Here is a 22,749-nt window from a genome sequence, read left to right as displayed (position 1 = left end):
GGCGCCGTGGGTCGTCGGGCGAAAGCGGAACCGTGTCCGCGACCACCTTGGGTCGGATAGTGAGGAGCCGGCAGTGGCTCTCCGCGTTCTCCCGTGCGGTGAGCGCGTGTCCAGGGCTCGTCGGCCATCGATCGGTGCGAGGCGTCACGGATGAGCTTGCCTTGCGGCCTCGATCGCCTTCAGCGCTCGTGTGCCCGGGCGTCTGGTGTCGACAGATGACTCTCTGTTTCATTGGCGCGGCATCTGTCGAGGGCGTCAGCACGTCTGCTCCACCGGAGGAAAAGTGGAGCGGCCCGGTGGCATTGCTTGCTCCCACCTTCGCCGGCGCCTAGCCTAGAACGCAGACGTAACCACGAAATTTCGAGGAAACGCCATGATGCCGATGATGAGCATGCCGATGACGGGGTCGACGGGGATGATGCCTCAGATGATGGGGATGATGCCTCAGATGATGATGCCCCAGATGATGGGGATGATGCCCCAGATGATGATGCCTCAGATGATGGGGATGATGCCTCAGATGATGATGCCCCAGATGATGATGCCTCAGATGATGGGGATGATGCCTCAGATGATGGGGATGATGCCCCAGATGATGATGCCTCAGATGATGGGTCAGATGCCGATGATGGCGCGGATGACCTGTGAGATGGATAAGGAGGGGATGGTTTGCAAGGTGATGCCCATGGATGGCATGAACATGGACATGCTGCGCCAGCGCTGTGATGCCATGATGAAGATGATGGGCATGGGCATGCCGATGATGCTGATGTGCGGCAACATGCCGATGATGATGTGCATGGGCACCGGCATGAGCATGGGCTCTGGCGCGAGCGGCACGAGCAACATGGGCGGCTCGAACGTCGCCAGCATGAACCGATGATCGCGCGCCCCTGGCGCAGCGCCTGACGCTCTCCGGCGCCGGGCAAGCACGAACCGATGGACAGGACGCCAGGAGCGCCAGGAGATCCTTCGTCTCCCGGCGCTCCTGGCCCCCTGGCGGCTCGCTCTGGTCAGCCGGTCTTTTCGACGTACGTCATCACCAGGTACATGATGACTTCCTGCTTGGTGGGGTTCCTGTACTGGTGGGGCACGTCGGCCTCGAACAGGATCGCGTCGCCCGTCGCGAGCAGATGGCGCTCGGCGCCGACGATCATCTCCAGCGTTCCCGCCGTCACCACGAGGTTCTCGAGCGTGCCCGGCGGGTGCGGATCCGCTTGCTCGGTGGCGAGGGGAGCGAGCTTGAGCTCGTAGAACTCGACGGTCCTCGGCACGTCGAACGGGAACAGCGCGCGCGAGGTGAACGAGCCGTCGTGCGACGTGAGCACCTTGGCGCGCGCGGCCGGGATGAGCGCCGTGCCGCCGATCGACTGGTCGCTGATCAGCGCCGAGAACGGCACGCCCAGCGCCCGGGCGATCTTCCAGAGCACGTTGATCGTCGGCGTGCTCTGGCCGAGCTCGATCTGGCTGAGCATCGCCCGGCTCACGCTCGACGCCTTCGCCAGCCGCTCGAGGGAGAGCCCGCGCTTGGTCCGGAGGCGGCGCAGGTTGGCGCCGACGATGCCGGTGAGCGCCGAGGACGAGTCCTGCGGGGCCATCTCGTAGCCCCAGGCCTCGTCGGACGTCTCGTCCACGTCCCGCTGCGGCGGCTCCTTCGGCGCCCCGTTCCCCTTCGCGCGGCTCGCGTTGGCGCTCGCGAGGTCGGCGGCGTCGTCCGGCCGGCGATGCGAGCGCGGCTCGGCGAGCGGTGAGGTGCTCTCCGCACGCTCGGCGGGCGCTTCAACCCCGTTCTTGAAGCCCGTCCCGGACGACGAGGCTTCGAACCGCTCGCCGGCGATCAGCCCTAGGGGGGCGCGCGGCGTGTTCTGGCGGACCGATTTCATCGCAGCTGCCAGACCGGCATCCACGTCCACACGGGGAACCACCAGAGGGCGACCGGCATGGTCAACGAGCTACCCGACGCCATCGTGTCGTTCTCGAGCGCGCGTTCGCTCCGAGCCACCCGCCGCTGTTGCCGGTACTCTTCCAAGTCGATCACTTGAGCACTCTGGGGGCGCATCCGACTTACCTCCAACCCGTAGACCTATCATCCGTTATAACGGATTGTTTGTCAAGGGACAGCTCGGTCATGACGCGCCGATGACGGTACGGTGCGTCATGGTGATGACGCCATCGGGCAATCTCATCCGTAGCCTGCCGTGTCGGCGAAGAAGCCGCGAATTCAGCGACTATTTACGTTGTTTCTGTAAAATTTCCTGAGGCGCCGCCCGGTTCGATGGGTCGTTCATGATGCGGTGCGCTGTATTTGCAGAGGCGGCAAAATGATGCGCCTCCGAAATAGTGGACGGCGCAACGAGCGCGCCCGCGATCGTCCGTCCTCCCGGGGGGCGGCTGTCGGAGGCGATGCGGGGTGGCCTGGCGTGTCTGTGCCTCTCCGCGGTTGTCCGTTGCTGTATCTCCGCACGGATGCGCCGCTCGGCCCGGTGCGTTCCAGGAACATTCAGGGCGCGCCGTCCTCTGTTCCCCACGTCGCAGCGCGGTTGCGGAGCCGGGGCGCTTCGCGGCTCACGAGCGCACATCGCGACGGCACGAACACACAAGGAGGCAGCCATGGCGGGCGTCGACGTGGGCGGTGGCGAGAGGCGGGCGAGGAACAGCGATATCAACATGATTCCGTTCATCGATCTCCTGATGGTGACCATCGCCTTTCTCCTGATCACCGCCGTGTGGGTCTCGAGCTCGCGTCTCAAGACCAGCGCAGAGGCCCCTGCCGCCGCCGGGTGCGGCGAGGAGTGCCAGAAGGAGCCTCTCAAGACGATGCACGTCCACGTCGGCGAGGACAGGTTCAACCTCGTGTGGAAGCAGGGGGCGACCGTCCTGAGCGAGGTGAGCGTCCCCAAGCATGCTGTCGAGATCGGCGCGGCGGGGGTCAGCGCGATCCGTTATCGAGAGCTCAGCGACGCCATCCAGCGCGAGTGGGAGCGGGGCGGCGAGCACCGCGCCCCGAGCGACCGCCGCGCCGATCAGGCCGTGCTCCACAGCGACGACAAGACGCCGTTCCGCGAGCTCGTCGCCGTGCTCGACGCCATCAACGCCCCGCGCCGCACGGTCCTCCTCGACGACGGCCGCAGCGTCGAGATGCCCGCGTTCCTCGCCACCTTCTCCGCGCGCTGACCTCCACCGTAGGCCCCCGGCGAGGGTGTCCTCGGCGCGGGGCGGGCAAGTGGCGCTACGCCGTGAACTCCGTCGTGAGCGCCACCCAGTTCGAGGGCGGCCGCACCGCGTAGCTCAGCGCCAGCACCTCGATCAGCACCACCCGGTAGATCGCGTGGACGTCGTCGACGTCGACCTCGTGCGCGTTCGCCTCGAGGGCCGCGTCGAGGTGCTCCTGCACGAACGCGAGGACGTCGGGCTGCTCCATCGCGATCACGTCGTCCGAGTCGACCGCCTCCGCGGGGTCGTGGAGGCGGATCTGCTCGTCCAGGTTCAGCGACTCCTCGACGCCGGTGAGCGCCGTCTCGGTGACCTCCTCGAGGTCCTGCCCGAACAGCTCGTCGAAGGCGAGCCAGATCGCCAGCGTCAGGAAGTAGCCGAGGGCGAGCGCCGTCTCGTCGAGCGGGCCGGAGAGCACCGAGGAGATCCGGTCGGCCAGCGCGGGCTGCGTCTGCTCGAAGCGCGTGAACGCGTCGTCGAGCTGCTTGCGCGAGTCGTCGTCATCCTCGGCGAGCTGATCCTCGATCTCGGACAGGACGCGCGCAGGCACCTGAGCGTACGAGGGGACGGGGCGAATGGCTGCGCGGCGTACCCACACGCGGACAACCTAGCACACGATGGCGCGGCTCATGGAGCGAGGAGCCGGATGCTCGACGCCGGAACCCACCCCTCCGCCGCGCCCCAGCGGACCTCCGCCAGCCCGCCCGATCTCCTGCCGACCTCGACCGACGCTCCCTCCGGGATCGGGCTCTGCGCCGCGGCGGCCAGCGCGCGCCCGCCCTCGTCGAGCAGCCGCACCTCGGGCACGACCACGACGCCCGCCCGGGTCGTGAGGCGGAGGTGCCGCGCCGCATAGGTGAGCGGCACCAGCGCGAGCAGCGCGACGAGCGCGGTCGGCGCGAGGACGCTGCCCGCGACGTGCGCGGGGCCGGCCGGGCGGCGCCGCAGGACCACGCCCAGCGAGAGCAGGAGCGACGCGAGGAGCGCGGCCGCCGCCCAGGTGCGCTCCGAGGCGAGGCCGACGACGACCCGGTCGAGCGTGGGGCGCGCGTCGACCGCGTCCGCGGCCCGGCGCGAGCGCCGGCGGGTGATCTCGGCGCGCACGAGGTCGAGCGCGCGATCCGCGTCCGCGTCGCCCGGGCGGAGCCGCAGCGCCTCCTCGAAGGCGGCCGCCGCCCGGCCCAGATCGCCGGGGCGATCGGCGCCCTCGCGGACGCGCGTGACGTAGGCGAGGCCGCGGTTGTAGCTCGCGTCCGGGTGCACGAAGCCGCGGTCGGCGAGCAGCTCGAACGTGTCGATCGCCGCGCCGTACTCCCCGCGGCCGAGCGCCGCCGTGCCCTGCTGGAACAGCGCCTCGGGCGGCTCCGCCGGCTGCGCGCGCGCGGGCAGCGCCGACGCGAGGCACGCGGCGAGGACGAGCGCGGCCGCGAGGGGGCGCCTCGTTCGGCGGCTCACGTCGGCTTCCATCGGGCGAGCTCGGTGAGGACGGCGCGGCCCTCCTCGACGAGCGCCGCGGCGGCCGCCGCGCCGGCGCTGCCGCCGCGCGCGGCCGGCTCGAACCGGATCGCCTCGCACGCGGCCAGCGCCTCGCAGGCGCGCGCCGAGAGCGCGTCGGGGACGCCGCGCTCGCCGAGCTCGCCCGGCAGCGCCGCCAGCAGGACGCCGCGCGAGCGGAGGCCCGTCGCGGACTCGATCGCCCGGTGCACGGCGCGCTCGATCGCCGCGGCCGTCGCCCCGAGGTCGCCCTGCGCGGCGGCCTCCTCCGCCTCGCGCAGCGCGACCTCCGCGAGCCGGGCGGGCGAGGTGGCGCCCGCCGCGCGGCGCTCGCGCGCCCGGCGCGCGAGGCGAGCGCCCGCGCCGAACAGCGTGACGGCCAGCGGCGGCGCGGCCAGGAGCAGCCAGAACGGCGCCCCGTCGAGGGGCAGCGTCGCGGGCGGGGAGTACGGGCCGAGCGACGCGCGCAGCCCGGGCATCCCGGCGAACGGCTCGGCGCGGCCGGCGGCGCCGTCCGCGGCGCCGGCCGCCCTGGACGACGGCGAGGACGCCGCCGGCGGCGCGACGGGGGTCACCCGGATGACGCCGAGCTCGGCGCTCTCGACCACGTAGCGCTTCTGCGCCGGATTCCAGTAGGGGAGCTCGATCTTCCCGAGATCCACGGCGCCGCTCTCCTGGATGCGGACGACGTAGCCGAACGACCGGAAGCCGCCGATCGCGCCGCCGCGCGGCTCGATCGACTCGCGCTTCTCCGGATCGAGCCACTCGAGGCCGGTCCGCTCCGGCACCCGGAGCGACTGCGGGAAGTTGCCGGTGCCCGCGACCTGCACGGTGACGGCCACCGAGCCGCCCTGCTCGATCTGGCGCGGCTGCACCGTCGCCTTGAGCGTGAACTGGCCGACGTCGCCGAGGACGTAGCCGGACGGGCGGCCGGCGAGCGGCGGCTCCGTGACGCGGACGACCACGTCGTTCGACTCGCGCAGCACGCGCGCGCCGATCCGCCGCCCCGTGATGCGCGCCTGCATGCTGCCGGCGTGCAGCTCGCCCGCCTTCAGCGGGAACAGCGCGAGCTTGTCGACGAGGCGGACCGCGTACCGGTGCCCGCCGACCCGCGTGTACACCGGCCGCTCGTGGCGCGGGTCCTCGAGGAGCGGGTGGCGGAGGAAGTCCGCGGCGGGCGCGGCGCGGGGCTCGCTCATCTCCGCGTTCTCGCGGAAGTAGAGGTAGAACGAGACGGTGACCTGCTCGCCGACCACGGCGGTCGTCTTGTCGGGGATGGCGCGGAGGAACACGATCGGGTCGGGCTCGCTCGGCATCGCGAGCTCCGGCGCCTGGTCCTCGGGCTCGTCCTCGACCGCGTCGTCGTCGTCCAGGAGGCTGCCCGGGCCGCCGAACGGCCAGGGAAAGCCCGGCATCGGGCCGCCGGGCAACAGGAACGGGTTGTTCGGCCGGCGCGGCCGCCCGCTCGCGGGCACGACCTTGATCAGGATCGGCGCCGCCGTCAGGCGCTTGCCGTTCCACGCGATCGTCGGCCCCGGGATCGTGTAGCGGCCGGGCTTGTCCGCGACGATCTGCCACGTCGCGCTGATCCCGAGCTGCGTGGTCATGACGCCGCCGCTCAGCTGCGTCTTCATCTGCGTCCCGATGCTCGGGCCGGAGACGATGGAGAGGTCGGGCGGGACGCGCAGCTCGGGGTCGGACGGCATGCCGCCGCCGCGCTCGATGAGCGCCTTGACCTCGACCGTGAACGGCTCGCCGACCTCGACCTCGGTGGAGCTCGCGCGCGACGAGAGCTCCGGCTGCTGGGCGCGCGCGCGGAGCGGGGCGAGCAGCGCGAGCAGCGCGAAGAGCAGCGCCGTCGCGAGCGGCGCGAGGCGCGGGGCGGCGAGCGCGAGCGGGGCAGGGAAGCGCGCGGCCAGCGCGAGCGGGGCGGGGGAGCGCGGCGGGCGCGTCACTTGTCCTCCATCGCGCGGCCGCGGCGCATCCCGGCCCTGCTCTTCGCTTCCTGCTCCTGGTACGTCGGCGCCTCCTCGAGCTGGTCGAGGATGCGATCGTCCTGCCGCCCGGTGGGCGGCTGCTCCTGGGGCTGCTCGCGCGGCGGCTCGGGCTGATCCTGCGGGCCCGCGTCGGGCGGCTGATCCTGCGGGCCGGCGTCCGGGCTCTGGTCCTGGTCGCCGCCGTCGTCGCCCGCGTCCTGGTCGCCGCCGTCGTCGCCCGCGTCCTGGTCGCCGCCGTCGTCGCCCGCGTCCTGGTCGCCGCCGTCGTCGCCCGCGTCGGGCTCGGCGTCCGGCGGCGCGTCGGGCTCGGCGTCCGGCTCGGCGTCCGGCGGCGCGGCGTCCTGCTGCTCCTGGATCCGTCGCAGGGCGATGGCCCGGTTCCAGGCCGCGTCCCGGCCGACGCCGTCGCCCCCCGCCTCCTCGAAGATGCCGGGGATGATGGCGAGCGCCTGGTCGTAATACGTCACGGCGTCCTCGTACTTGCGCCGCAAGAACTCGAGGTTGCCCGCGAGGTAGCGGGCGCGCGCCCGCAGGTCGGCCGGCACGCTCGGGTCGGCGCCGATCGCCTTCACCAGGATCAGCGCGCAGTCGATCTCGATCCCGCGCAGCGCGTCGTTCTGCTCCTGCTCCGGCCCGCCGTCCGCGAGCTCCTCGTCGCCGAACCGGTGGCCGTAGCGCTCGGCCAGGTGGAACAGCGTCAGCCCGAGATCGAACGAGCCGTTCGGCTTCTGGCGCACGGCGTCGGGCAGCCCGATGCCGGCGTCGGTGCACGGGCCCGTCCCCAGGTAGCTCGCGAGCGCCTGCTCGGCCGACTCGAAGTTGCCCGCGTCGAGCTCGCGGATCGCCTGATCGACCGCGGGCGCGTTCCGCTCGAACGGGGACGTCGGATCCCACCCGCTGCAGCCCGTCGCCGCCGAGAACGCGGCGCCGGTGAGGCACGCGGCGGCGAGCCCGATCGCGATGAAGCGCCCGTGGCGCGCGAAGAACCCGGAGAGCGCCGCCCGCCGGCGATCCCGGCGCGGCGCATCGGCCCGCTTGCGATCACGACGCGGCATGCTGCCCTCCCGCGCTGCCCTCCGCCGCCGTCCCCGCCGCGGCGCCGCCCGGGCGCGCCTTCAGCAGCGCGGCGCGCTTCGGCGCGACCTCGGGCCGCGTCGCGACGAAGCGCCGGCGCGGCGCGTCCTTGAGGAACACCTCGGCGATGAGGAGCAGGATCGCGAGGCCGAGGGGGTAGAAGTAGACGTCCGCGTAGACCGTCTCGACCCGCTCCGAGAACTCGCTCTTCATCTGCCGCCTGAGCTCCGCGGCGATCGTCTCGATGCCCGTGGTCCCCTTCTCCGCGCGGATGATCTGCCCTCCCGGCGTGGCCTGCGCGATCGACGCGAGCTGCTGCTCGCCCGACAGCGACAGCTCGGTCGTGAGCGGCTTGCCCTGGCGATCGGTCCGCCACCCGACGATGCGGCCGTCCGGGCCGATCTCCGGGAGCGGCTCCGGCGTGCGCCCGCCGATCTGCACGACGTGGATCGTCGTGCCCTGGGCGCCGATCGCCTGGGCGACGCTGAGCGGGTAGCCCTCGAGGTCCTCGCCGTCGGTGACGAGCAGGATGATCCGCTTGTGCTCGGCGGACTTCGGATCCCGCTTCAGGAGGTCGTTCGCCTGGTCGAGCGCGCGCGCGATCGCGGTGCCGCCGATCGGCATGTCGTTCGGGTCGAGCTGGCGGAAAAACTGAGCGATCGCGGCGCCGTCGGCCGTGAGCGGGAAGCCCATCGGCTCGCCGGCGAACGCGACCGCGCCGAAGCGCGCGCCCTCGAGGTCCTTGATGAGGCGGGCGACCTCGACCTTCGCGCGGAAGATGCGCGACGGCTCGACGTCGCGCGCGTACATGCTCTTCGAGTAGTCGAGCACGACCACCACGTCGACGTTCGTCGCCGGCACGAGCCGCGTGCCCTTGCCGTACTGAGGCCGCGCCGCGGCCACGAACGCGAGCGCCGTCGCGAGCACGAGGAGGACGCCCTTCCACGCGCGGCGCTTCGACGGATCGGCGGTGGTGAGCGCCTTCACGCGATCCTCGTCGCCGAAGCGCTTGATCGCGCGCGCCACGCCGAAGCCGCCGAGGATGAGCAGGAGGCCGATCAGCGCGGCGAACGCCGTCCCGAGCAGGAACCACGGGGCCGCAAAGTTCACGGGAACCTCCGGAGCAGCCAGGCGCGCAGGAGCGCGTCGAGCCCGATCAGGAGCACGCCGGGCAGGAGCAGGAACGGGAAGAGATCCTCGTACGCGGCGCTCGACGCCTCGAAGCGGGTCTTCTCCAGCCGGTCGAGCACGTCGTGCATGCTGTCCGCCAGCGCCTTCGCGTCGGTCGCCACGTACGACTCGCCGCCGGTCTTCTGCGCGATCTCGTGGAGCAGCGCGGGGTTCACCGGGAAGCGGTGGCGCACGTAGCGCGGCTGCCCGAAGAGATCGACGCCGTCCTCGACCTCGACCTCGTCGTCGGTGCCGATCTGGATCGTGTAGACCTTCACGCCGAGCGACGTCGCGAGGTGGGTCGCGTACTCGGGCGAGATCGCCCCGGCGTTCGAGTCGCCGTCGGTCAGGAGGATGACGACCTTCGACTGCGCGTCGCTCCTGCGCAGGCGGGCGACCGCGGTGCCCAGCGCGTCGCCGATCGCCGTCGCGCTGCCGTCGATCACGTTGAGCGTCATCTGCGACACCATCTGCGTCAGGAGGTGGTAGTCGAGCGTCGGCGGCGACAGCACGTACGCGGCCTTGCCGAAGACGACGACGCCGAGGCGGTCGGTCTTCCTGCGGCCGATGAAGTCCTGGAGGACGAGCTTGGCCGTGTCGAGCCGGGTCAGCCGCTTGCCGCGCGGCAGCCTCGGCTGCCCGGGCAGATCGCTCGCCTTCGCGTCGAGGATCGCGCGCATCGAGCCCGACAGGTCGAGCGCGACGACGATGTCGATGCCCTTGTCGTCCGTGCGCTGCTCGCGGAGCACGCTGACCGGCCGACCCATCGACAGGACGAGGAGCGCGAGCGCCACGGCGCGGAGCACGCCCGGCAGGTCGCGCAGGTGGCTGCGCAGGCCGCGCGGCCCGCTCGCGAGCGGCGCGACCGTGCCGAGCCGGAGCCGCGGCCTGCGCGCGTCCTCCGCGAAGATGCCCCAGTACCAGACGACCGGCACCGCGAGGAGCGCGAGCAAGAACCACGGCGCCTGCCAGCTCGCGCCCGCCCACGCGTCGCGGCGGGCGAGGTAGGGGTAGACGCACGCGAGCGCGGCGACGACCAGCGTCGCCCCGATCGCGAGCGCCGCGCGCTTCGCGCGGCTCACGGCGCCTCCCCGGGCGCGCCGGACGCGCGAGCGGGCGGCGGCTCCTTGCCGGCGGGCGGGGCTCCGGCCCCGGCGCCCCCTTCGGGCCGCACCGCCGGCGGGGTCGTGCGGTGCACGATGACCTCGCCGCGCTCGATCGCCTCGAGGCAGTCGGCCTCGCTCGGCTGGAGGCGCGCGAACTTCACGAGGTCGCAGTCGGCGAGGAAGCGCGCGATCTGCGGCAGCACCGGCACGGGCGGGCGCACCCGCGCGAGCAGCGCGCGCATCTCGTCGCTGGTCGTCTCGAGGCCGTCGAAGCCGTAGCGCGCGCCGAGGTACTTGCGCACGCAGTCGCTCACGCGGTCGAAGTACTCGTCGGTCCGGCCCTCGCTGAGCAGGCTCGAGCGCCGGAGCGCCTCGAGCTCCTCGAGCGCGGCGACCCACGGCAGCTTGGGCGGCGGGGCGGCCACCACGCGGGGCCGGCGCATCCACCGCCGGACCAGCCAGGCCACGACGAGCCCGAGCGCCGCGCCGATGAGGATGCCCGCCGCGAGCTGCTTCGCGAGCACCCACTCCTCCCGCTGCGGCCGCGGCGGCGGGTTCGGCTTGACCTTGGGATCCCGCTCGTTGGCGATCGGGTCCTCGACCACGATCTCGTGCGGCCGGGTGCAGACGGTGACGAGCTCCCCGCTCGCGCGGGAGACGGCGATCGGCACCGGCGGCAGCTGCAGCACGCTCCTGCCGGGGTCCTTGGGCAGCGGGACGAACGGGATGATCAGCTTCGTCGTCGCGCCGGCCTCGGTCGCCGTGGTCTCGCTGGTCGGCCCCGCGCCCGCGTCGGCCTCGGGCAGGATGAACCCCGCCTTCTCCAGCGCGCGCGCGGCGTCGCTGTCGCCCTGGACCTTGAAGCCCTCCGGCAGCACCGTCTCGCCCTTGCCGTGCGCGACCGTGATCTCCAGGTGCGCCGCGTACCCGCTGAACCCGTTCCTGGGGAACGTCTCCTGGAGCGTCGGCCGCGTCGCGCCGGGCGGCACGTGCTCCGCGCACGAGGCCCACACGCTCCCGCCGCGCTCCGTCGCCGCGGGCGCCGGCGCGGGCAGCGGCGCCGGCGCGGGCAGCGGCGGCGGCGCGGGCGGCTCGTCGTCGTCCCGAGCGGCGGGCCCGCCGGCGGCGCCCGCGTCCGGCTGCGCGAGCGCCGGCGCCGCGCACGCGAGCGCCGCCGCGAGCGCGGACCACGCGACGAGGCGCGCGGCGCCCGCGCCGAGGGCCGAGGGGCGGCGCGGCCTCATCGCCTGAGCCTCCGCGCCCGCTTGGCGAACAGGTCGCGCAGCGGCGTCACGAAGCTCTCCCCCGTCTTCACGACCACGGCGTCGAGCGCGAGCTTCTTGAAGAGCTTGTCCCGGTCGCTCCGGAGCTTGCGCATGGCGGCGCGGTAGTGATCGCGCACCGCCCGGTCGCCGGTGTCCACGACGACCTCCTCGCCGGTCTCCAGGTCCTCGAACGTCGCGAGCCCCACGTCGGGCAGCTCCTCGTCGCGCGGATCGACCAGCATCACCGGGATCACGTCGTGCTTCGCGCTCGCGAGCGAGAGCGAGCGCTCGAAGCCGGTGGCGAAGAAATCGCTGATCACGAAGCAGACGCTCCGCCGCTTCGCCACCTTCACCAGGGTCTCGAGCGCGAGCTTCAGGTTGGTCCCCGTGTACTTCGGCTCGTGCCCGAGGATCTCGCGGATGACGCGCATCACGTGCTTGTCCCCCTTCTTGGGCGGCACGAGCTTCTCGATGGCCTCGGTCGCGAGCACGAGGCCCACGCGATCGTTGTTCTTGATGGCGCTGAACGAGCAGAGCGCCGCGATCTCGGCGGCGACGCGGGCCTTCGACGCGCGCCGCGTGCCGAACTGCTCGCTCTGCGAGGCGTCGACGACCAGCATGACGGTCATCTCGCGCTCCTCGACGAACACCTTCACGAACGGCTCGCTCATGCGGGCCGAGACGTTCCAGTCGATCCAGCGCACGTCGTCGCCGGGCATGTAGGCGCGGACCTCGCGGAACGAGAGGCCCTGCCCCTTGAAGACGGACGAGTACGTGCCGGAGAGCTGCTCGTTGGCGAGCCGTTGCGTCCGGATCTCGATGCGCCGGAGCTGCTTGAGGAGCTCCGGCGGCAGCGGGTTCTTCGAGCCGGAGGCCTTGATCACGGCACCTCGACCACCTCGAACACGCGCCGGACGATCTGCTCGGACGTCACCTCCTCGGCCTCCGCCTCGTAGGTCAGGACGACGCGGTGCCGGAGCACGTCCGGGCCGATCGCCTTCACGTCCTCCGGCGTCACGTAGCCGCGGTGGCGCAGGAACGCGTGCGCGCGCGCCGCGAGCGCCAGCGCGATCGAGGCGCGCGGGCTCGCCCCGTACTCGATGAGGCTGCTCAGCTCCCGCATCCCCTTCTGCCCGGGCTCGCGGGTCGCGAAGACCACATCGACGATGTAGTCCTTCACGCGATCATCCATGTACACGTCGCGCACGACCTTGCGCGCGGAGACCAGCTCGTCGGGCGTCGTCACCTTCGCGGCCTTGCCCTCGATGACCGCGGTCGTGCGGTCGATGATCTGCCGCTCCTCGGCGCGCGCGGGGTAGCCGACCTTGACCATGAGCATGAACCGGTCGACCTGCGCCTCCGGGAGCCGGTAGGTCCCCTCCTGCTCGATCGGGTTCTGCGTCGCCATGACCACGAACGGGCTCGGCAGCGGGTAGGTCGTGTCCCCGATGGTGACCTGCCGCTCCTGCATCGCCTCGAGGAGCGCGCTCTGCACCTTGGCCGGGGCGCGGTTGATCTCGTCGGCGAGCACGAGGTTCGCGAAGATCGGGCCGAGCTTCGAGGTGAAGTCGCCCTTCTGGTGGTTGTAGATGACGGTGCCGATGAGGTCGGCGGGCAGCAGATCCGGCGTGAACTGGATCCGGGAGAATTTCGCGTCGATCGCGTCGCAGAGCGTGCGCACGGTGAGCGTCTTGGCGAGGCCCGGGACGCCCTCGAGGAGCACGTGCCCTCCGGTGAGCAGGCCGATGACGATGCGCTCGATCATGTACGTCTGGCCGACGATGACCTTGCCAACCTCGCTCAGCAGGGTGTCGATGAAGGCGCTCTCTTTGGCGACCAGCTCGTTCAGGGCGCGTACGTCGTGCATAACGGGTGGGAGCTCATAGCAAGCCCGGCCGCCCGAGGACAACCGGGGCCGCCCGAATATTCCTCGGCGGGCGCCGGGCATCGCGGCGCGGCGCGCGGCGCGCGGCGCTAGAAGCCGGGCTCGCGGAACCTGGCGCGCCCGGTCTCGGCGGGCGCGCGCGGCGGGCGCGGAGGGCCCGGGCTCGCGGCCGCAGCGGGGGCGGAGGACGGCGGCGTCGCGGGCGAGGTCGAGGGCGCCGGCGCGGGCGGCGGCTCCGGCGCGCGCGGCTCGGCGGCCGCGGACCGCGGGCGCGGCTCCTCCGTGAGGGGCGGCGCCGCGGGCACCTCGACGATCTGCTGCGCGGCGGGGCCCTCCCCGAGGCCGATCCACAGGAGCGTCGCCGCCCCGAGCAGCGCGCCCGAGGCGACGAGCGCCGCCGCGGTGGCGATCGTGCGGGCGCGGCGGCGCGGATCGAGCCGGGAGGACGGCCGCCCCCGCGACCTGCCGTCCGCGGCGCGCAGCGCGTCCTTGATCACCACCGCGCGCCGGGACGTGCGCGCGGCGAGCGCGTCGCGGATGTACCCCGTGACCTCCTCGGGGCGGCCGCCGAGCGTCGCGTTCACCGCCTCCAGCGCGTCCGCGAGCTCGGCCATCGTGGCGAACCGCTCGGCGGGATCCTTGGCGAGCGCGCGCATCACCGCGGCCTCGAGCGCGGGCGGGTAGCCGGGGGCGAGCGAGCTCGGCGGATCGACCGGCTCGGGCCGCGCGATGCGCGCCATGGTCGCGAGGTCGTGGCTGGCGGCGAAGGGGTGCGTGCCCGTCGTCAGCTGATAGAGCACGATCCCGAGCGCGAAGATGTCGGACCGCCGGTCCAGCTGCTCGCTGTAGACCTGCTCGGGGGCCATGAAGAGGATCTTGCCCTTCATGTGCCCGGTGTTGGTCGTCGGGTTGTCCGCCTGCGCCACGGCTTTGGCCACGCCGAAATCGGCGATTTTGACCGTGCCGTCCCGCGTGATCAGGATGTTGTGCGGAGAGACGTCCCGGTGCACGAGCCCGACCAGCGCGCCGTCCTCGTCCCGCAGCTCGTGGGCCGCGTGCAGCCCGCGCGCCGCCTCGATCGCGATCCGCACCGCGACGGGCAGGGGGAGCGGCCGGCCCTGCTTGCGGGTGCTGCCGCCCTGCAGCGCCACGAGCGCGTCGCCGTCGATCCACTCCATCACGAAGTAGAGCACCCCGCTCTGCTCACCCTGATCCAGGATCGCGCACACATTCGGGTGCTTGATCCGGGCCGCGATGCGAGATTCCGTGAGGAACATGCGCTTGCAGCGCGGATCGCTGGAGAGCGCCGGCAGCATCGTCTTGACTGCCACGATCTTGTCGCCCGCCGCCCCGTCGCGCTCCCGGGCCGCCCACACCGTGCCCATTCCGCCCTGCGCGATAGCGATCAGCAGCTCATAGCGGCCGAGGAGTTGGCCTGGCACAAGATCGACGGGCGCTATCACAGCTCGTACCTGCGACTCCTGTGTCGTCGTGAATCCGACCACGCTGAAGCTCTCACGGGCGATGCCTCACGGGCGATGCCCTCGGGCGATGCCTCGGGCGATGCAAGAGCGTTCCAGGATCGGGCACCAATCTCAAACAATTTTCCAGTTGTCGAGGATCGGCCGGCATGAGTACGGTTAGACTGCCTCTATCGCTTCGTTGAGGAAGGAGGCTGGGTGGAGCATCGGATCACCATCGGCGGAGTGGTATTCTTCGCCGTGGTCGGCGTCGGTCCGGCTGCGTTCGCCGATCCTTCCCCGGAGGGCGCCGTGCGCGTTGCGCCCGGCGCGATCGCGGGCGACACGGCGGCTCCCGCCGCGCCGCGGCAGCCGATCGCGGGCGACACGGCGGCTTCCGCCGCGTCGCGGCAGCCGGGCGCGGTCGCGGGTGACACGGCGGCTTCCGCCGCGCCGCGGCAGCCGAGCCCCGCGGAGCTCGCGTCCGCGCGGCACCTCTTCTCGCTCGGCCTCGCCGCGGAGGACCAAGGACGATGGGCGGAAGCGCTCGAGATCTACGAGCGCATCAGCAAGATCGTCGTGTCACCGCCGCTCTTGTACCACCTCGGCGTCTGTCACGAGGCGCTCGGCCACGTCGTCGAGGCGCTCAACGCGTTCGAGCTCGCCACGTCCGGCGCGACCGCGCGGAAGGAGCTCGCGCTCGCCAGGGAGTCGCGGTCGCGCATCGAGAAGCTCCGCGCGAGGACGTCGCAGATCGTCCTCCGGCTGCCCGGGGACGCGACCGGCGTGCGCGTCGAGATCGACGGCGCGCCGATCCACCCGGCGCTCGTCGGCGCGGCCATCCTCGTGAGCCCCGGGGCGCGGCGGATCGCGGTGAGCGCCGAAAATTACGCAGAGCGCTTCGAGGCCACGGTGCAGGCCGAGACGGGCGCCGTCGTCGAGCTGCAGGCCGAGCTCGGCCGCAAGCGAGCGCTCGCGGCCCTGCGGCCGATCGCGCCCGCTCGCCCTGCGCCGCCCCGCGCGCCCGCGCCGGGCCCGAGCGTCCCGCCGGTGGCCGTCCTGGGGGCGGCGGCCGCGCTCGGCGCCGGCGCCGTGGTCACGGGCGCGATGGCCTACGACGTGCGGCACACCTTCCTGAAGAAGAACGCGAACCCCGCCCCGGGCTCGCTGGCCGAGCGGCAGGCGCTGCGCGATCGCGGGCAGGCGCTCGCCGTCACGAGCACGGCGCTCACCGGGGCGGCCCTCGTCGCGGGCGGCTTCGCCGCGTACCTCTTCTGGACCTCCCCGTCGCCGCCCGCGGCGCCCGAGCACGCCGCCGGCCCGCGGCCTTTGCCCGCGCCGCGCGCCCCCGGCCTGACGGCGCTCTCGCCGTGGGTCGGCGCGGACGGCGCCGGCGTCGCCGTGCAGGGAGCGCTGTGAGCCGCGCGCGCCGCCTCGGAAGGGGCGCCGTCGCGGCGCTCGCCCTGGCCTGCACCGGGGTGGACGCGTGCGCCTTCATCGCGCCGTTCCCCGACGTCGCCGCGGATCCGGTGAGCGAGGGGGGAGGCGGCGCCGGCGGGGTCGGCGCCGGCGGCATCGACCCCAGCGGGACCGGCGGCGGCGGCTCGAGCGCGGAGGTCTGCGTCCCCGGCATCGAGACGGCCTGCTACGCGGGGCCGCCAGGCACGAAGGGCGTCGGCCCCTGCGCGGCCGGCGTCGCCACGTGCAACGACGACGGGACGGAAGTCGGCGCCTGCGTCGGCCAGGTGCTGCCCGCGTTCGAGAGCTGCACGGGCGCGGACGAGAACTGCGACGGGCGGGCGTGCACCGGCGATCCCGTGCAGAGCGTCGCGCTGGGCGGCACCGGCGCGCAGCAAGGCCTCGGCGTCGCCGCCGGCGAGCACGCCGTCGTGGTGGTCGGGTCGGCGTCCGGCAGCACCGATCTCGGCGCGGGCCCGTCGGACGAGCTCGGCTCGCTCGCCGAGCCGGACGCCTTCCTCGTCTCGTTCTCCCGCGACGTCGCCACGCGCGAAGGGCGCTTCCGGTTCGGCCGCCGCTTCGCGGACACCGTCGCCCAGGGGGTCGCGCTCGCCCCGGGCGGCGACGTGGTGCTCGCGGGCAGCGCGTCGGGCGACGTCAATTTCGGCGGCGGCATGCGCAAGGGCCACGGCCGCCGCCCCGACGTCGTCGTGGCGCGGTTCGACGCCTCCGGGGCGCACCAGTTCAGCCGGCGCTTCGGCGACAACGACACCCAGCGCGCGATGGCGGTCGCCGTGGACGAGGCGGGGAACGCGTACGTCACCGGCGAGTTCCGGAGCACGCTCGACTTCGGCGAGAACAGCCACGGCGAGCGCTTCGTCCTGAAGAGCCAGGGCAAGACCGACGTGTTCCTCGCCAAGCTCGACGCCGCCGGCAACGTCTGCTGGGCCAGGCAGTTCGGCGACGCCGCGGATCAGGCCGGCACCGGCGTCGCCGTCGACGGCCATGGCAACATCGTCCTCGTCGGCCGCTTCGCCGGCAGCGTCGATTTCGGGGGGTACGGGAACGGGCTCTCCACCGACGCCAAGAGCGACCTGTTCATCGCGAAGTTCGACCCCTCGGGCGACCACGTCTGGAGCAAGTCGGCCAACGCGACCAACTCCGCCGAGGCGTTCGGCGTCGCGGTCGACGGCGCGGGCAACGTCGTCGTGACCGGCTCGTTCCGCAGCTCGGTCACCGTCGGCGAGTCGGTGCGCACGAGCGCGGGGGACAAGGACATCCTCGTCATCCGGCTCGACGAGAACGGCGTCCTCCAGTGGTGCGAGGACTTCGGCGACGACGCCGACCAGGAGGGCGCCTCGGTCGCGACGGATCTGGCCGGCAACATCCTCGTGACCGGCTTCTTCGGGGGGAGCATCGAGCTCGGCGACAGGGTGCGCTCGGCCAAGGGCGCCTTCGACGCGTTCGTGATGAAGCTCGCCCCGGCCAGCGAGCCGATGTGGCTGCTCTCGTTCGGCGACTCGAGCGAGCAGCAGGGCGCCTCCATCGCCGTCGATCGCCTCGGCCACAGCTGGGTGACCGGGCGCTTCGACGGCGTCCTCGATCTCGGGAGCGGCGCGATCGCGAGCGGCGGCGCCGCCGACGCGTTCCTGGTCCAGCTCGGGCCGTGAGCGCCGCGCGCCGGCGGCTCACTCGCCGGCGAGCGGGTAGATCGGCCGGATGTCGATCGGGATCCCCTCGAGGCCGCCGAGCGCCTGGCGCATGGGCTCCGAGACCTCGCCGTACCGCGCGAGGAGCTCGCCGGCGGCCTGCTTGTCGCCGCGGTGCTGAACGAGGCAGAGATCGCGGACGAGGCGGGCGATGGCGGCCTCGAGCTCCGCGGCGTCGACCGTGAAGCGCCGGGTCGCCGGGTCGAAGCGGGCGGCGCGCTCCTCGAGGAAGCGGTTGATCTGGAGCGCGGCGCCCTTGCCGTGCGCCTCGGCCACGCCGAAGCGGGTGCTCCGGAAGAGCCCCGCGAAGTAGGAGACGAGGAGCTTCTCCCGGAAGTCTCCGGCGAAGTGGCCTCGCTGGATCATGAAGAGGACGTTGTAGGCGCCCATCACGTCGGCCTTGGCCTCCTCGATGGCCGAGTAGGCCGCGCCGAGCGCGAGCCGCACCTCGACCCGCTCTCTGCCGACATGCGCGAACGCCGGGCCCAGGCTGTGCGAGAGCTCGTGGAAGAGCGTCTCGTTGAAGAACGCGTCGGCGGACAGGTGCTCGAGCTGCGCCGGGTCGAGGATGCGCTCGGCGATGGGCCGCATGATCAGATCGAACTTCGTCTCGATGACGTTGCGGAGCAGGACCTTCTTGGCGCCCTTCTCGGCGCGGACGCGCTCGTCGTTCGGCAGGTTGAACGCGATCGTCTGGACCGATTTGCGGGCGTCGCCGGCGCTGAAGACGAGGTCCACCACCTGGATGGGGCTCTCCCCGCCGCGCTGGGTCTTCACCTCGTCGGGGATGGGCAGGTTGCGCTCCATCTCCGGGAGGAGCTCCTTGTACTTGGAGAGCCTCCGGGAGGCGTCCGGGTCGCTCACCGTGACGAACGCCTCGAACGAGGCCTTGAGGCCGAGGAGCTCGTCCTCGTAGGTCTCGTAGGGGCCGATGGTCACCTCGACCGGGCTGTCGAGGTCCATCCAGTCCTTGTCGGAGGCGTAGTAGTCGTCCGACCGGAACGCCGCGGCCCGGGACCTCAGGAACCTGCGCAGGCTCTCGTTCGCCGTGAGCGCCGCCGCCTCCTCGAGGAGCGCGCCGGCGGGGCCGAGCCACGCCGCGTAGGCCTGGCTGTACGGCACCGCGACGAGCCCGCCCCGGTCGCGGCGGATGAGCGTGAACAGGCCCTCGAACGCCTCCTTGTCGCCCGGGTGCTGCTCGACCCACGCGTGGAGCTCGTCGGCCGAGAGATCTTCCGGGTAGAAGCCGGCGCCGGGCGGACGAGGTCTGTCGATGGCGAAGGGGCGGTGGTGATCCTGCCTGTCCCACGGGCCCCGCATGATGTCGAAATAGGCGAGCCTGTCCCGGCCTTCCGGGGTGGCGTCCGAGACGAGCCGCTCGCGGAGCTCGGGGTTTCCGGCGTAGGCCTGGCGATCGAACACGGGATCGAGCCGTCGCGAGGCCTCGATGAGCTTGTCGAGCGCCCTCCGCTCGGGCTCGGGGAGCGCGCTGATGTCCGCGGTGAGCCTGGCCGGCGCGAACTGCTTGACCTTGTCGGACAACATCGGAACCTCCTAAGGGCGAACTCCGGCGATCTCCGGACGGTTCAGGGTCAGCCCGCTGGGACCGGGTGCGCGTCGCGGTACTCGCGGATGGCCTGGGCCTCGTCGATGGCGTGCTTGAACCCGGTGGCGGCGCGGAAGGCGGCGCTGTCCACGACGACGGGGTACTTGATGTGGGTCAGCGCCGCGCGCGGGAGCTTCGGCAGGCCGAAGCGGCCGAGCGCGTTGCGCAGCACGAACTCGGGGAGGGGGACCGCCACCCGTCCCGCCGCCCGGATGATGAGCGACAGGGGCACGGGCTGGGGGCCCGAGACGTTGTAGACGCCCCGGATGCGCTTCTCGAGCGCCAGGCAGATGGCGGTCACGACATCCTGCTCGTGCATGAACTGGAACAGCGGGTCGAACCCGAGGACGTACGGGACGTGGGGCCCGCGGAGGAAGCTCGCCAGCGTGCCGTGGCCCGTCGGGCCGAGCGTGTAGCACATGCGGAGCACGGTCGTGCAGAGCTCGGGAGCGCGCCAGAGCGCCGTGCAGGCGTAGAGATCGGCGGCCACGAGGTCGGCGAGCTCGGGAAAGGTGGACACCGCCATCGGCGGATCCTCTTCCTTGTGGTAGAGCGGCGACTCGGGGCCAGCGCCGTAATACGTGTGCCGTCCGACGAAGATCACGTGCTCGACGCCGCACGCGCGGCTGTTGTCGAAGACGACGCGCGTGCCGCCCAGGTTGATCCGATACCGCTCCTCGGTCTGCTCCACGAGGTGCGTCACGGTCGCCATGTGGATCACGGCCTGGGGCCGGCTCTTGCGGAACACGTCCTCGGCGGCGCGCTTCTGCAGATCCACGTTGTGCATCTCGACGCCGGCCGGGGCGTCCGGCCAGGGCCGGCGGTCGATGCCGATCACCTCGTGCCCCTCCACGAGGAGGCGCGCCGCGACCATGCGGCCGAGCTGGCCGGTGATTCCAGGGATGAGGACCCTCATGCGCGCTCCTTCGACGACGCCGGCGCGGGCGGCGCGGCGCCGCGCTGCTCCAGCGTGAGCTTGCTGCGGCGGCGGCGCCGCCCCGCCTCGATGAGCTCGGCGATCCTCGCCTTCACCTGCTCCACGTAGCCGGCGATCACCTCGTCTTCCTCCGCGCCGTTCCCGGCGAACGTCATCGGCTCGCCATAGGTGATCTCCAGCTGGACCGGCAGCGGGGCCGGCACCAGATACGGGGTGATCGGGATATAGGGCACCCCGAACAGCCGGCCGATCGTGTACGAGTTGGCGACGGTGGGCACCGCCTCGCCGCCGCCGACGAAGCCGAACGGGATGATGGGCGTGCCCGTCTTCATCGCGAGCCGCACGAAGCCCGACCCGAAGTGCACGAGCGAGTTGCGCTCGCTGTAGAGCTTGGCGGTGCCGCGCGCCCCCTCGGGGAACACCATGAGCAGCCGCTCGTCCTCGAGCAGGCGGCTCGCGTGCTCGGGGAGGCCGGTGAAGTGCCCTGTGCGGCTCGACCAGAGCGAGGTGAACGGGAGGCGATTGATGAATTTCTCCGCCATCCCCTCGGCCAGCCGCGGCGGCTCCATCTCGAAGAACATCGACGCGACCACCATCGCCCCGTCGATGGCGACGCCGCCCGAGTGGTTGCCGACGAGCATCGCGCGCCCGCGCGCAGGGACGTTCTCGATGCCCGTGACGCCCACAGAGAAATAATGACGATAGAAGAAGTCGAGGAGAGAGAAGAAGAGGCCCAGGTGCTTCCGGGAGATGCCGTAAGGATCGACCCCGAAGCTGTTGAAAGGGATCTCCAGCCGCTGGACGCGCTGGGCAATCGAGTCGCTGACGAGCAGTGTCAAGGGGCTCCCTCCGGAGGCTGCGGCGCCCGGAGGGTACGCGCGATCGGGCGGGAAGCACAACCTCCGCCGGCCGGCGCAGGAGGCGGCCGGGCTGCGCCGCGCCGGCGCGACGCGCCCATGGATCACGCGCTGTGCGCCCGAGCGCTCGCCGTTCACGTGGAGGATCACATCTCGAAACATAACGCGCCGCGGCGGCGCCGTCGCCGCGGCGATCTGCGCGCTCGCCGCGGGATCGGGGCGCGGCGGTTGAGCAGCCGCTCGGTCCGCGGTATGGGGTCGGCCATGTCGAACCGACGCCGCGCACCCGAGCTCCCCGGCATTCCGCCCTCCGCCCCCGCGCCGGGAGGGCGCCGCTGCGATGCCCGCCGGGGGGTCGCCCTGTGACAGCGCTCGTGATCCGCCGGGCGGCGCCCGCCGACGTGGAGATCATCGCGGCGAACAACCGCGCCATGGCGCTCGAGACGGAGGGCAAGGTGCTGGACACCGCCACCACCCTCCGCGGCGCCGCCGCGCTGATCGCGGATGAGACCAAAGGGTTCTATCTGGTCGCCGAGCGCGCCTCCGAGGTGGCCGGGCAGCTGATGGTGACCTACGAATGGAGTGACTGGAGAAACGGCACTTTCTGGTGGATCCAGTCCGTCTACGTGTCGCCCGCGGCGCGGCGCAGCGGGGTCTTCCGGGCGCTGTACCGGCGAGTCCACGAAATGGCGGCGGACGCGGGGGACGTATGCGGCATCCGCCTCTACGTGGAGACCGCGAACGCGCGTGCGCAGTCGACCTATGTCGCGCTCGGAATGAAGCGGTCGCACTACGAGCTCTACGAGCTCGATTTGGACTTCGGCTCGTCCTGAGGTGTCCGGCCGTCCTGGCTCTGGGCGGGGGGGACGACCGCGGGCATCGACGGCCAGGAGCCCTTGACGAGGGCGCGCATCGCGGCCGTCTTCAGCGCGACCTCCGAGGGCTCGAGGAAGACGCCGAGGGCCTGGCGGATCTGGGGGAGCGAGCGGATGAGATCGGCAGGCGTCATCGCGTCGGGCGGCGACACGCCGCTCCGCTCGCAGGCCTCCTGGATGATCTTCCTGGCGAACGCGGGCGCGAGGCCGCAGCACTCGACCACCTGCTCGAAAAGCGAGCGCATGAGCTGGTTCCCCCGGGGTAACGTCTGACGCGCGGCGCGTCTTTCACTTGGGCGAGCACATACCGCCCCACGACAAGAATAGCCTACCTCCTATGTCGCGCTCGTGAGATGGCGACTGACCTTCTGCTGGTTTTCGCGGAGATGTAGGTGCGGCGGCGACGCGTTCCCTCCGCCTCGCGCAGGCCGCGCGACCTCGGGTCGCGCGGCCTGCGCGAGGCGGAGGGCGGTCGTGGTCGCCGGAGCCTTGGACGGGCCTCCATGGCCGGAGTGTTGGACGGGTCGGCAAAAAGGATCACCGCCTGGCCGGCCTCGCGCGTGATGATCGCTGCGCCGGCGCGCAGGCGCGAAGCGCCGCGTCTGTCCAGCGCTGACGTCCGGGGACGCAGGTGCGCCGATGG

At 72.4% G+C, this 22,749-nt stretch carries 20 protein-coding genes; 5 read left to right on the top strand and 15 right to left on the bottom strand.

Annotated features, from left to right (window positions below; translation table 11 throughout):
• The first annotated feature begins 373 nt into the window (after nucleotides 1-373).
• Nucleotides 374-883: a hypothetical protein gene (locus WMF20_RS37605; protein WP_437606604.1), complete on the top strand. Its 510-nt coding sequence runs from the start codon at nucleotides 374-376 to the stop codon at nucleotides 881-883.
• Between the two features lie 130 nt (nucleotides 884-1,013).
• Here WMF20_RS37605 and WMF20_RS37600 read toward each other — a convergent pair whose 3' ends face one another.
• On the bottom strand, nucleotides 1,014-1,883 hold the full coding sequence (locus WMF20_RS37600; RefSeq protein WP_437606603.1) for a helix-turn-helix domain-containing protein: 870 nt from the start codon (nucleotides 1,881-1,883) through the stop codon (nucleotides 1,014-1,016).
• A 727-nt stretch (nucleotides 1,884-2,610) separates the two neighbouring features.
• On the opposite strand from WMF20_RS37600, the gene WMF20_RS37595 reads away from it, so the two are divergent.
• A complete protein-coding gene (locus WMF20_RS37595; protein ID WP_129578801.1) occupies nucleotides 2,611-3,174 on the top strand; it encodes a biopolymer transporter ExbD in 564 nt (187 codons plus the stop codon).
• Nucleotides 3,175-3,229: 55 nt separating this feature from the next.
• Here the strand turns inward: WMF20_RS37595 and WMF20_RS37590 are convergent, their stop codons facing one another.
• From WMF20_RS37590 to WMF20_RS37545, 10 genes are all read right to left on the bottom strand, one after another.
• Nucleotides 3,230-3,763 carry a hypothetical protein gene (locus tag WMF20_RS37590; RefSeq protein ID WP_020739589.1) on the bottom strand — a complete coding sequence of 178 codons (534 nt, stop codon included), beginning with the start codon at nucleotides 3,761-3,763 and terminating at the stop codon, nucleotides 3,230-3,232.
• 77 nt (nucleotides 3,764-3,840) lie between these two features.
• The gene (locus tag WMF20_RS37585) at nucleotides 3,841-4,668 is read right to left on the bottom strand and encodes a hypothetical protein (protein ID WP_437606602.1); all 828 of its coding nucleotides are present in this window, start codon (nucleotides 4,666-4,668) and stop codon (nucleotides 3,841-3,843) included.
• Nucleotides 4,665-6,662, bottom strand: a complete 1,998-nt coding sequence (locus WMF20_RS37580; RefSeq protein WP_437606601.1) for a BatD family protein — start codon at nucleotides 6,660-6,662, stop codon at nucleotides 4,665-4,667. The genes WMF20_RS37585 and WMF20_RS37580 overlap by 4 nt, the downstream gene beginning before the upstream one ends.
• Nucleotides 6,659-7,759 (bottom strand): tetratricopeptide repeat protein, encoded by a 1,101-nt coding sequence (locus WMF20_RS37575; RefSeq protein WP_437606600.1) that lies wholly within the window; start codon nucleotides 7,757-7,759, stop codon nucleotides 6,659-6,661. Before WMF20_RS37575 ends, WMF20_RS37580 begins: the two co-directional genes overlap by 4 nt.
• The gene (locus WMF20_RS37570) at nucleotides 7,746-8,888 is read right to left on the bottom strand and encodes a vWA domain-containing protein (RefSeq protein ID WP_437606599.1); all 1,143 of its coding nucleotides are present in this window, start codon (nucleotides 8,886-8,888) and stop codon (nucleotides 7,746-7,748) included. Before WMF20_RS37570 ends, WMF20_RS37575 begins: the two co-directional genes overlap by 14 nt.
• Nucleotides 8,885-10,030 carry a vWA domain-containing protein gene (locus WMF20_RS37565; protein ID WP_129578796.1) on the bottom strand — a complete coding sequence of 382 codons (1,146 nt, stop codon included), beginning with the start codon at nucleotides 10,028-10,030 and terminating at the stop codon, nucleotides 8,885-8,887. The genes WMF20_RS37570 and WMF20_RS37565 overlap by 4 nt, the downstream gene beginning before the upstream one ends.
• The gene (locus tag WMF20_RS37560) at nucleotides 10,027-11,298 is read right to left on the bottom strand and encodes a hypothetical protein (RefSeq protein ID WP_437606598.1); all 1,272 of its coding nucleotides are present in this window, start codon (nucleotides 11,296-11,298) and stop codon (nucleotides 10,027-10,029) included. The genes WMF20_RS37565 and WMF20_RS37560 overlap by 4 nt, the downstream gene beginning before the upstream one ends.
• Nucleotides 11,295-12,203 carry a DUF58 domain-containing protein gene (locus WMF20_RS37555; RefSeq protein ID WP_437606597.1) on the bottom strand — a complete coding sequence of 303 codons (909 nt, stop codon included), beginning with the start codon at nucleotides 12,201-12,203 and terminating at the stop codon, nucleotides 11,295-11,297. The genes WMF20_RS37560 and WMF20_RS37555 overlap by 4 nt, the downstream gene beginning before the upstream one ends.
• On the bottom strand, nucleotides 12,200-13,186 hold the full coding sequence (locus tag WMF20_RS37550; protein ID WP_129578793.1) for an AAA family ATPase: 987 nt from the start codon (nucleotides 13,184-13,186) through the stop codon (nucleotides 12,200-12,202). Before WMF20_RS37550 ends, WMF20_RS37555 begins: the two co-directional genes overlap by 4 nt.
• 107 nt (nucleotides 13,187-13,293) lie before the next feature.
• Complete coding sequence (locus WMF20_RS37545; RefSeq protein WP_437606596.1) at nucleotides 13,294-14,646, bottom strand: serine/threonine-protein kinase; 1,353 nt, start codon at nucleotides 14,644-14,646, stop codon at nucleotides 13,294-13,296.
• A 237-nt stretch (nucleotides 14,647-14,883) separates the two neighbouring features.
• Between WMF20_RS37545 and WMF20_RS37540 the strand changes: the two genes are divergently transcribed.
• Together WMF20_RS37540 and WMF20_RS37535 are read left to right on the top strand one after the other, a co-directional pair.
• Nucleotides 14,884-16,083 carry a hypothetical protein gene (locus WMF20_RS37540; protein WP_437606595.1) on the top strand — a complete coding sequence of 400 codons (1,200 nt, stop codon included), beginning with the start codon at nucleotides 14,884-14,886 and terminating at the stop codon, nucleotides 16,081-16,083.
• Nucleotides 16,080-17,792, top strand: coding sequence for a hypothetical protein (locus WMF20_RS37535; RefSeq protein ID WP_437606594.1), 1,713 nt, complete (start codon nucleotides 16,080-16,082; stop codon nucleotides 17,790-17,792). Before WMF20_RS37540 ends, WMF20_RS37535 begins: the two co-directional genes overlap by 4 nt.
• 18 nt (nucleotides 17,793-17,810) lie before the next feature.
• Here the strand turns inward: WMF20_RS37535 and WMF20_RS37530 are convergent, their stop codons facing one another.
• Genes WMF20_RS37530 through WMF20_RS37520 form a run of 3 tightly spaced genes read right to left on the bottom strand, consistent with a single transcriptional unit; the run spans nucleotide 17,811 to nucleotide 21,213 of the window.
• Entirely contained in the window at nucleotides 17,811-19,376 is a 1,566-nt protein-coding gene (locus WMF20_RS37530; RefSeq protein ID WP_437606593.1) for a dipeptidyl-peptidase 3 family protein, read from the bottom strand.
• Nucleotides 19,377-19,423: 47 nt separating this feature from the next.
• The gene (locus tag WMF20_RS37525; RefSeq protein ID WP_437606592.1) at nucleotides 19,424-20,353 is read right to left on the bottom strand and encodes an SDR family oxidoreductase; all 930 of its coding nucleotides are present in this window, start codon (nucleotides 20,351-20,353) and stop codon (nucleotides 19,424-19,426) included.
• A complete protein-coding gene (locus tag WMF20_RS37520; RefSeq protein ID WP_437606591.1) occupies nucleotides 20,350-21,213 on the bottom strand; it encodes a lysophospholipid acyltransferase family protein in 864 nt (287 codons plus the stop codon). The genes WMF20_RS37525 and WMF20_RS37520 overlap by 4 nt, the downstream gene beginning before the upstream one ends.
• 380 nt (nucleotides 21,214-21,593) lie before the next feature.
• Between WMF20_RS37520 and WMF20_RS37515 the strand changes: the two genes are divergently transcribed.
• Nucleotides 21,594-22,064: a GNAT family N-acetyltransferase gene (locus tag WMF20_RS37515; RefSeq protein WP_061627057.1), complete on the top strand. Its 471-nt coding sequence runs from the start codon at nucleotides 21,594-21,596 to the stop codon at nucleotides 22,062-22,064.
• Here the strand turns inward: WMF20_RS37515 and WMF20_RS37510 are convergent.
• Nucleotides 22,031-22,351 carry a hypothetical protein gene (locus WMF20_RS37510; protein ID WP_129578786.1) on the bottom strand — a complete coding sequence of 107 codons (321 nt, stop codon included), beginning with the start codon at nucleotides 22,349-22,351 and terminating at the stop codon, nucleotides 22,031-22,033. The two genes, WMF20_RS37515 and WMF20_RS37510, sit on opposite strands and share 34 nt — an antisense overlap.
• Nucleotides 22,352-22,749: the final 398 nt, after the last annotated feature.

It is taken from the genome of Sorangium sp. So ce834, from assembly GCF_051521425.1.
Classification (GTDB): domain Bacteria; phylum Myxococcota_A; class Polyangia; order Polyangiales; family Polyangiaceae; genus Sorangium; species Sorangium cellulosum_D.
This window is presented reverse-complemented; position numbering and strand designations above follow the sequence as displayed.

Excerpts from the sequence above, each read along its gene's own strand:
- WMF20_RS37605 (WP_437606604.1), top strand. The coding sequence starts at position 374 with ATGATGCCGATGATGAGCATGCCGATGACGGGGTCGACGGGGATGATG.
- WMF20_RS37600 (WP_437606603.1), bottom strand. The coding sequence starts at position 1,883 with ATGAAATCGGTCCGCCAGAACACGCCGCGCGCCCCCCTAGGGCTGATC.
- WMF20_RS37595 (WP_129578801.1), top strand. The coding sequence starts at position 2,611 with ATGGCGGGCGTCGACGTGGGCGGTGGCGAGAGGCGGGCGAGGAACAGC.
- WMF20_RS37575 (WP_437606600.1), bottom strand. The coding sequence starts at position 7,759 with ATGCCGCGTCGTGATCGCAAGCGGGCCGATGCGCCGCGCCGGGATCGC.
- WMF20_RS37560 (WP_437606598.1), bottom strand. The coding sequence starts at position 11,298 with ATGAGGCCGCGCCGCCCCTCGGCCCTCGGCGCGGGCGCCGCGCGCCTC.
- WMF20_RS37550 (WP_129578793.1), bottom strand. The coding sequence starts at position 13,186 with ATGCACGACGTACGCGCCCTGAACGAGCTGGTCGCCAAAGAGAGCGCC.
- WMF20_RS37530 (WP_437606593.1), bottom strand. The coding sequence starts at position 19,376 with ATGTTGTCCGACAAGGTCAAGCAGTTCGCGCCGGCCAGGCTCACCGCG.
- WMF20_RS37525 (WP_437606592.1), bottom strand. The coding sequence starts at position 20,353 with ATGAGGGTCCTCATCCCTGGAATCACCGGCCAGCTCGGCCGCATGGTC.
- WMF20_RS37510 (WP_129578786.1), bottom strand. The coding sequence starts at position 22,351 with ATGCGCTCGCTTTTCGAGCAGGTGGTCGAGTGCTGCGGCCTCGCGCCC.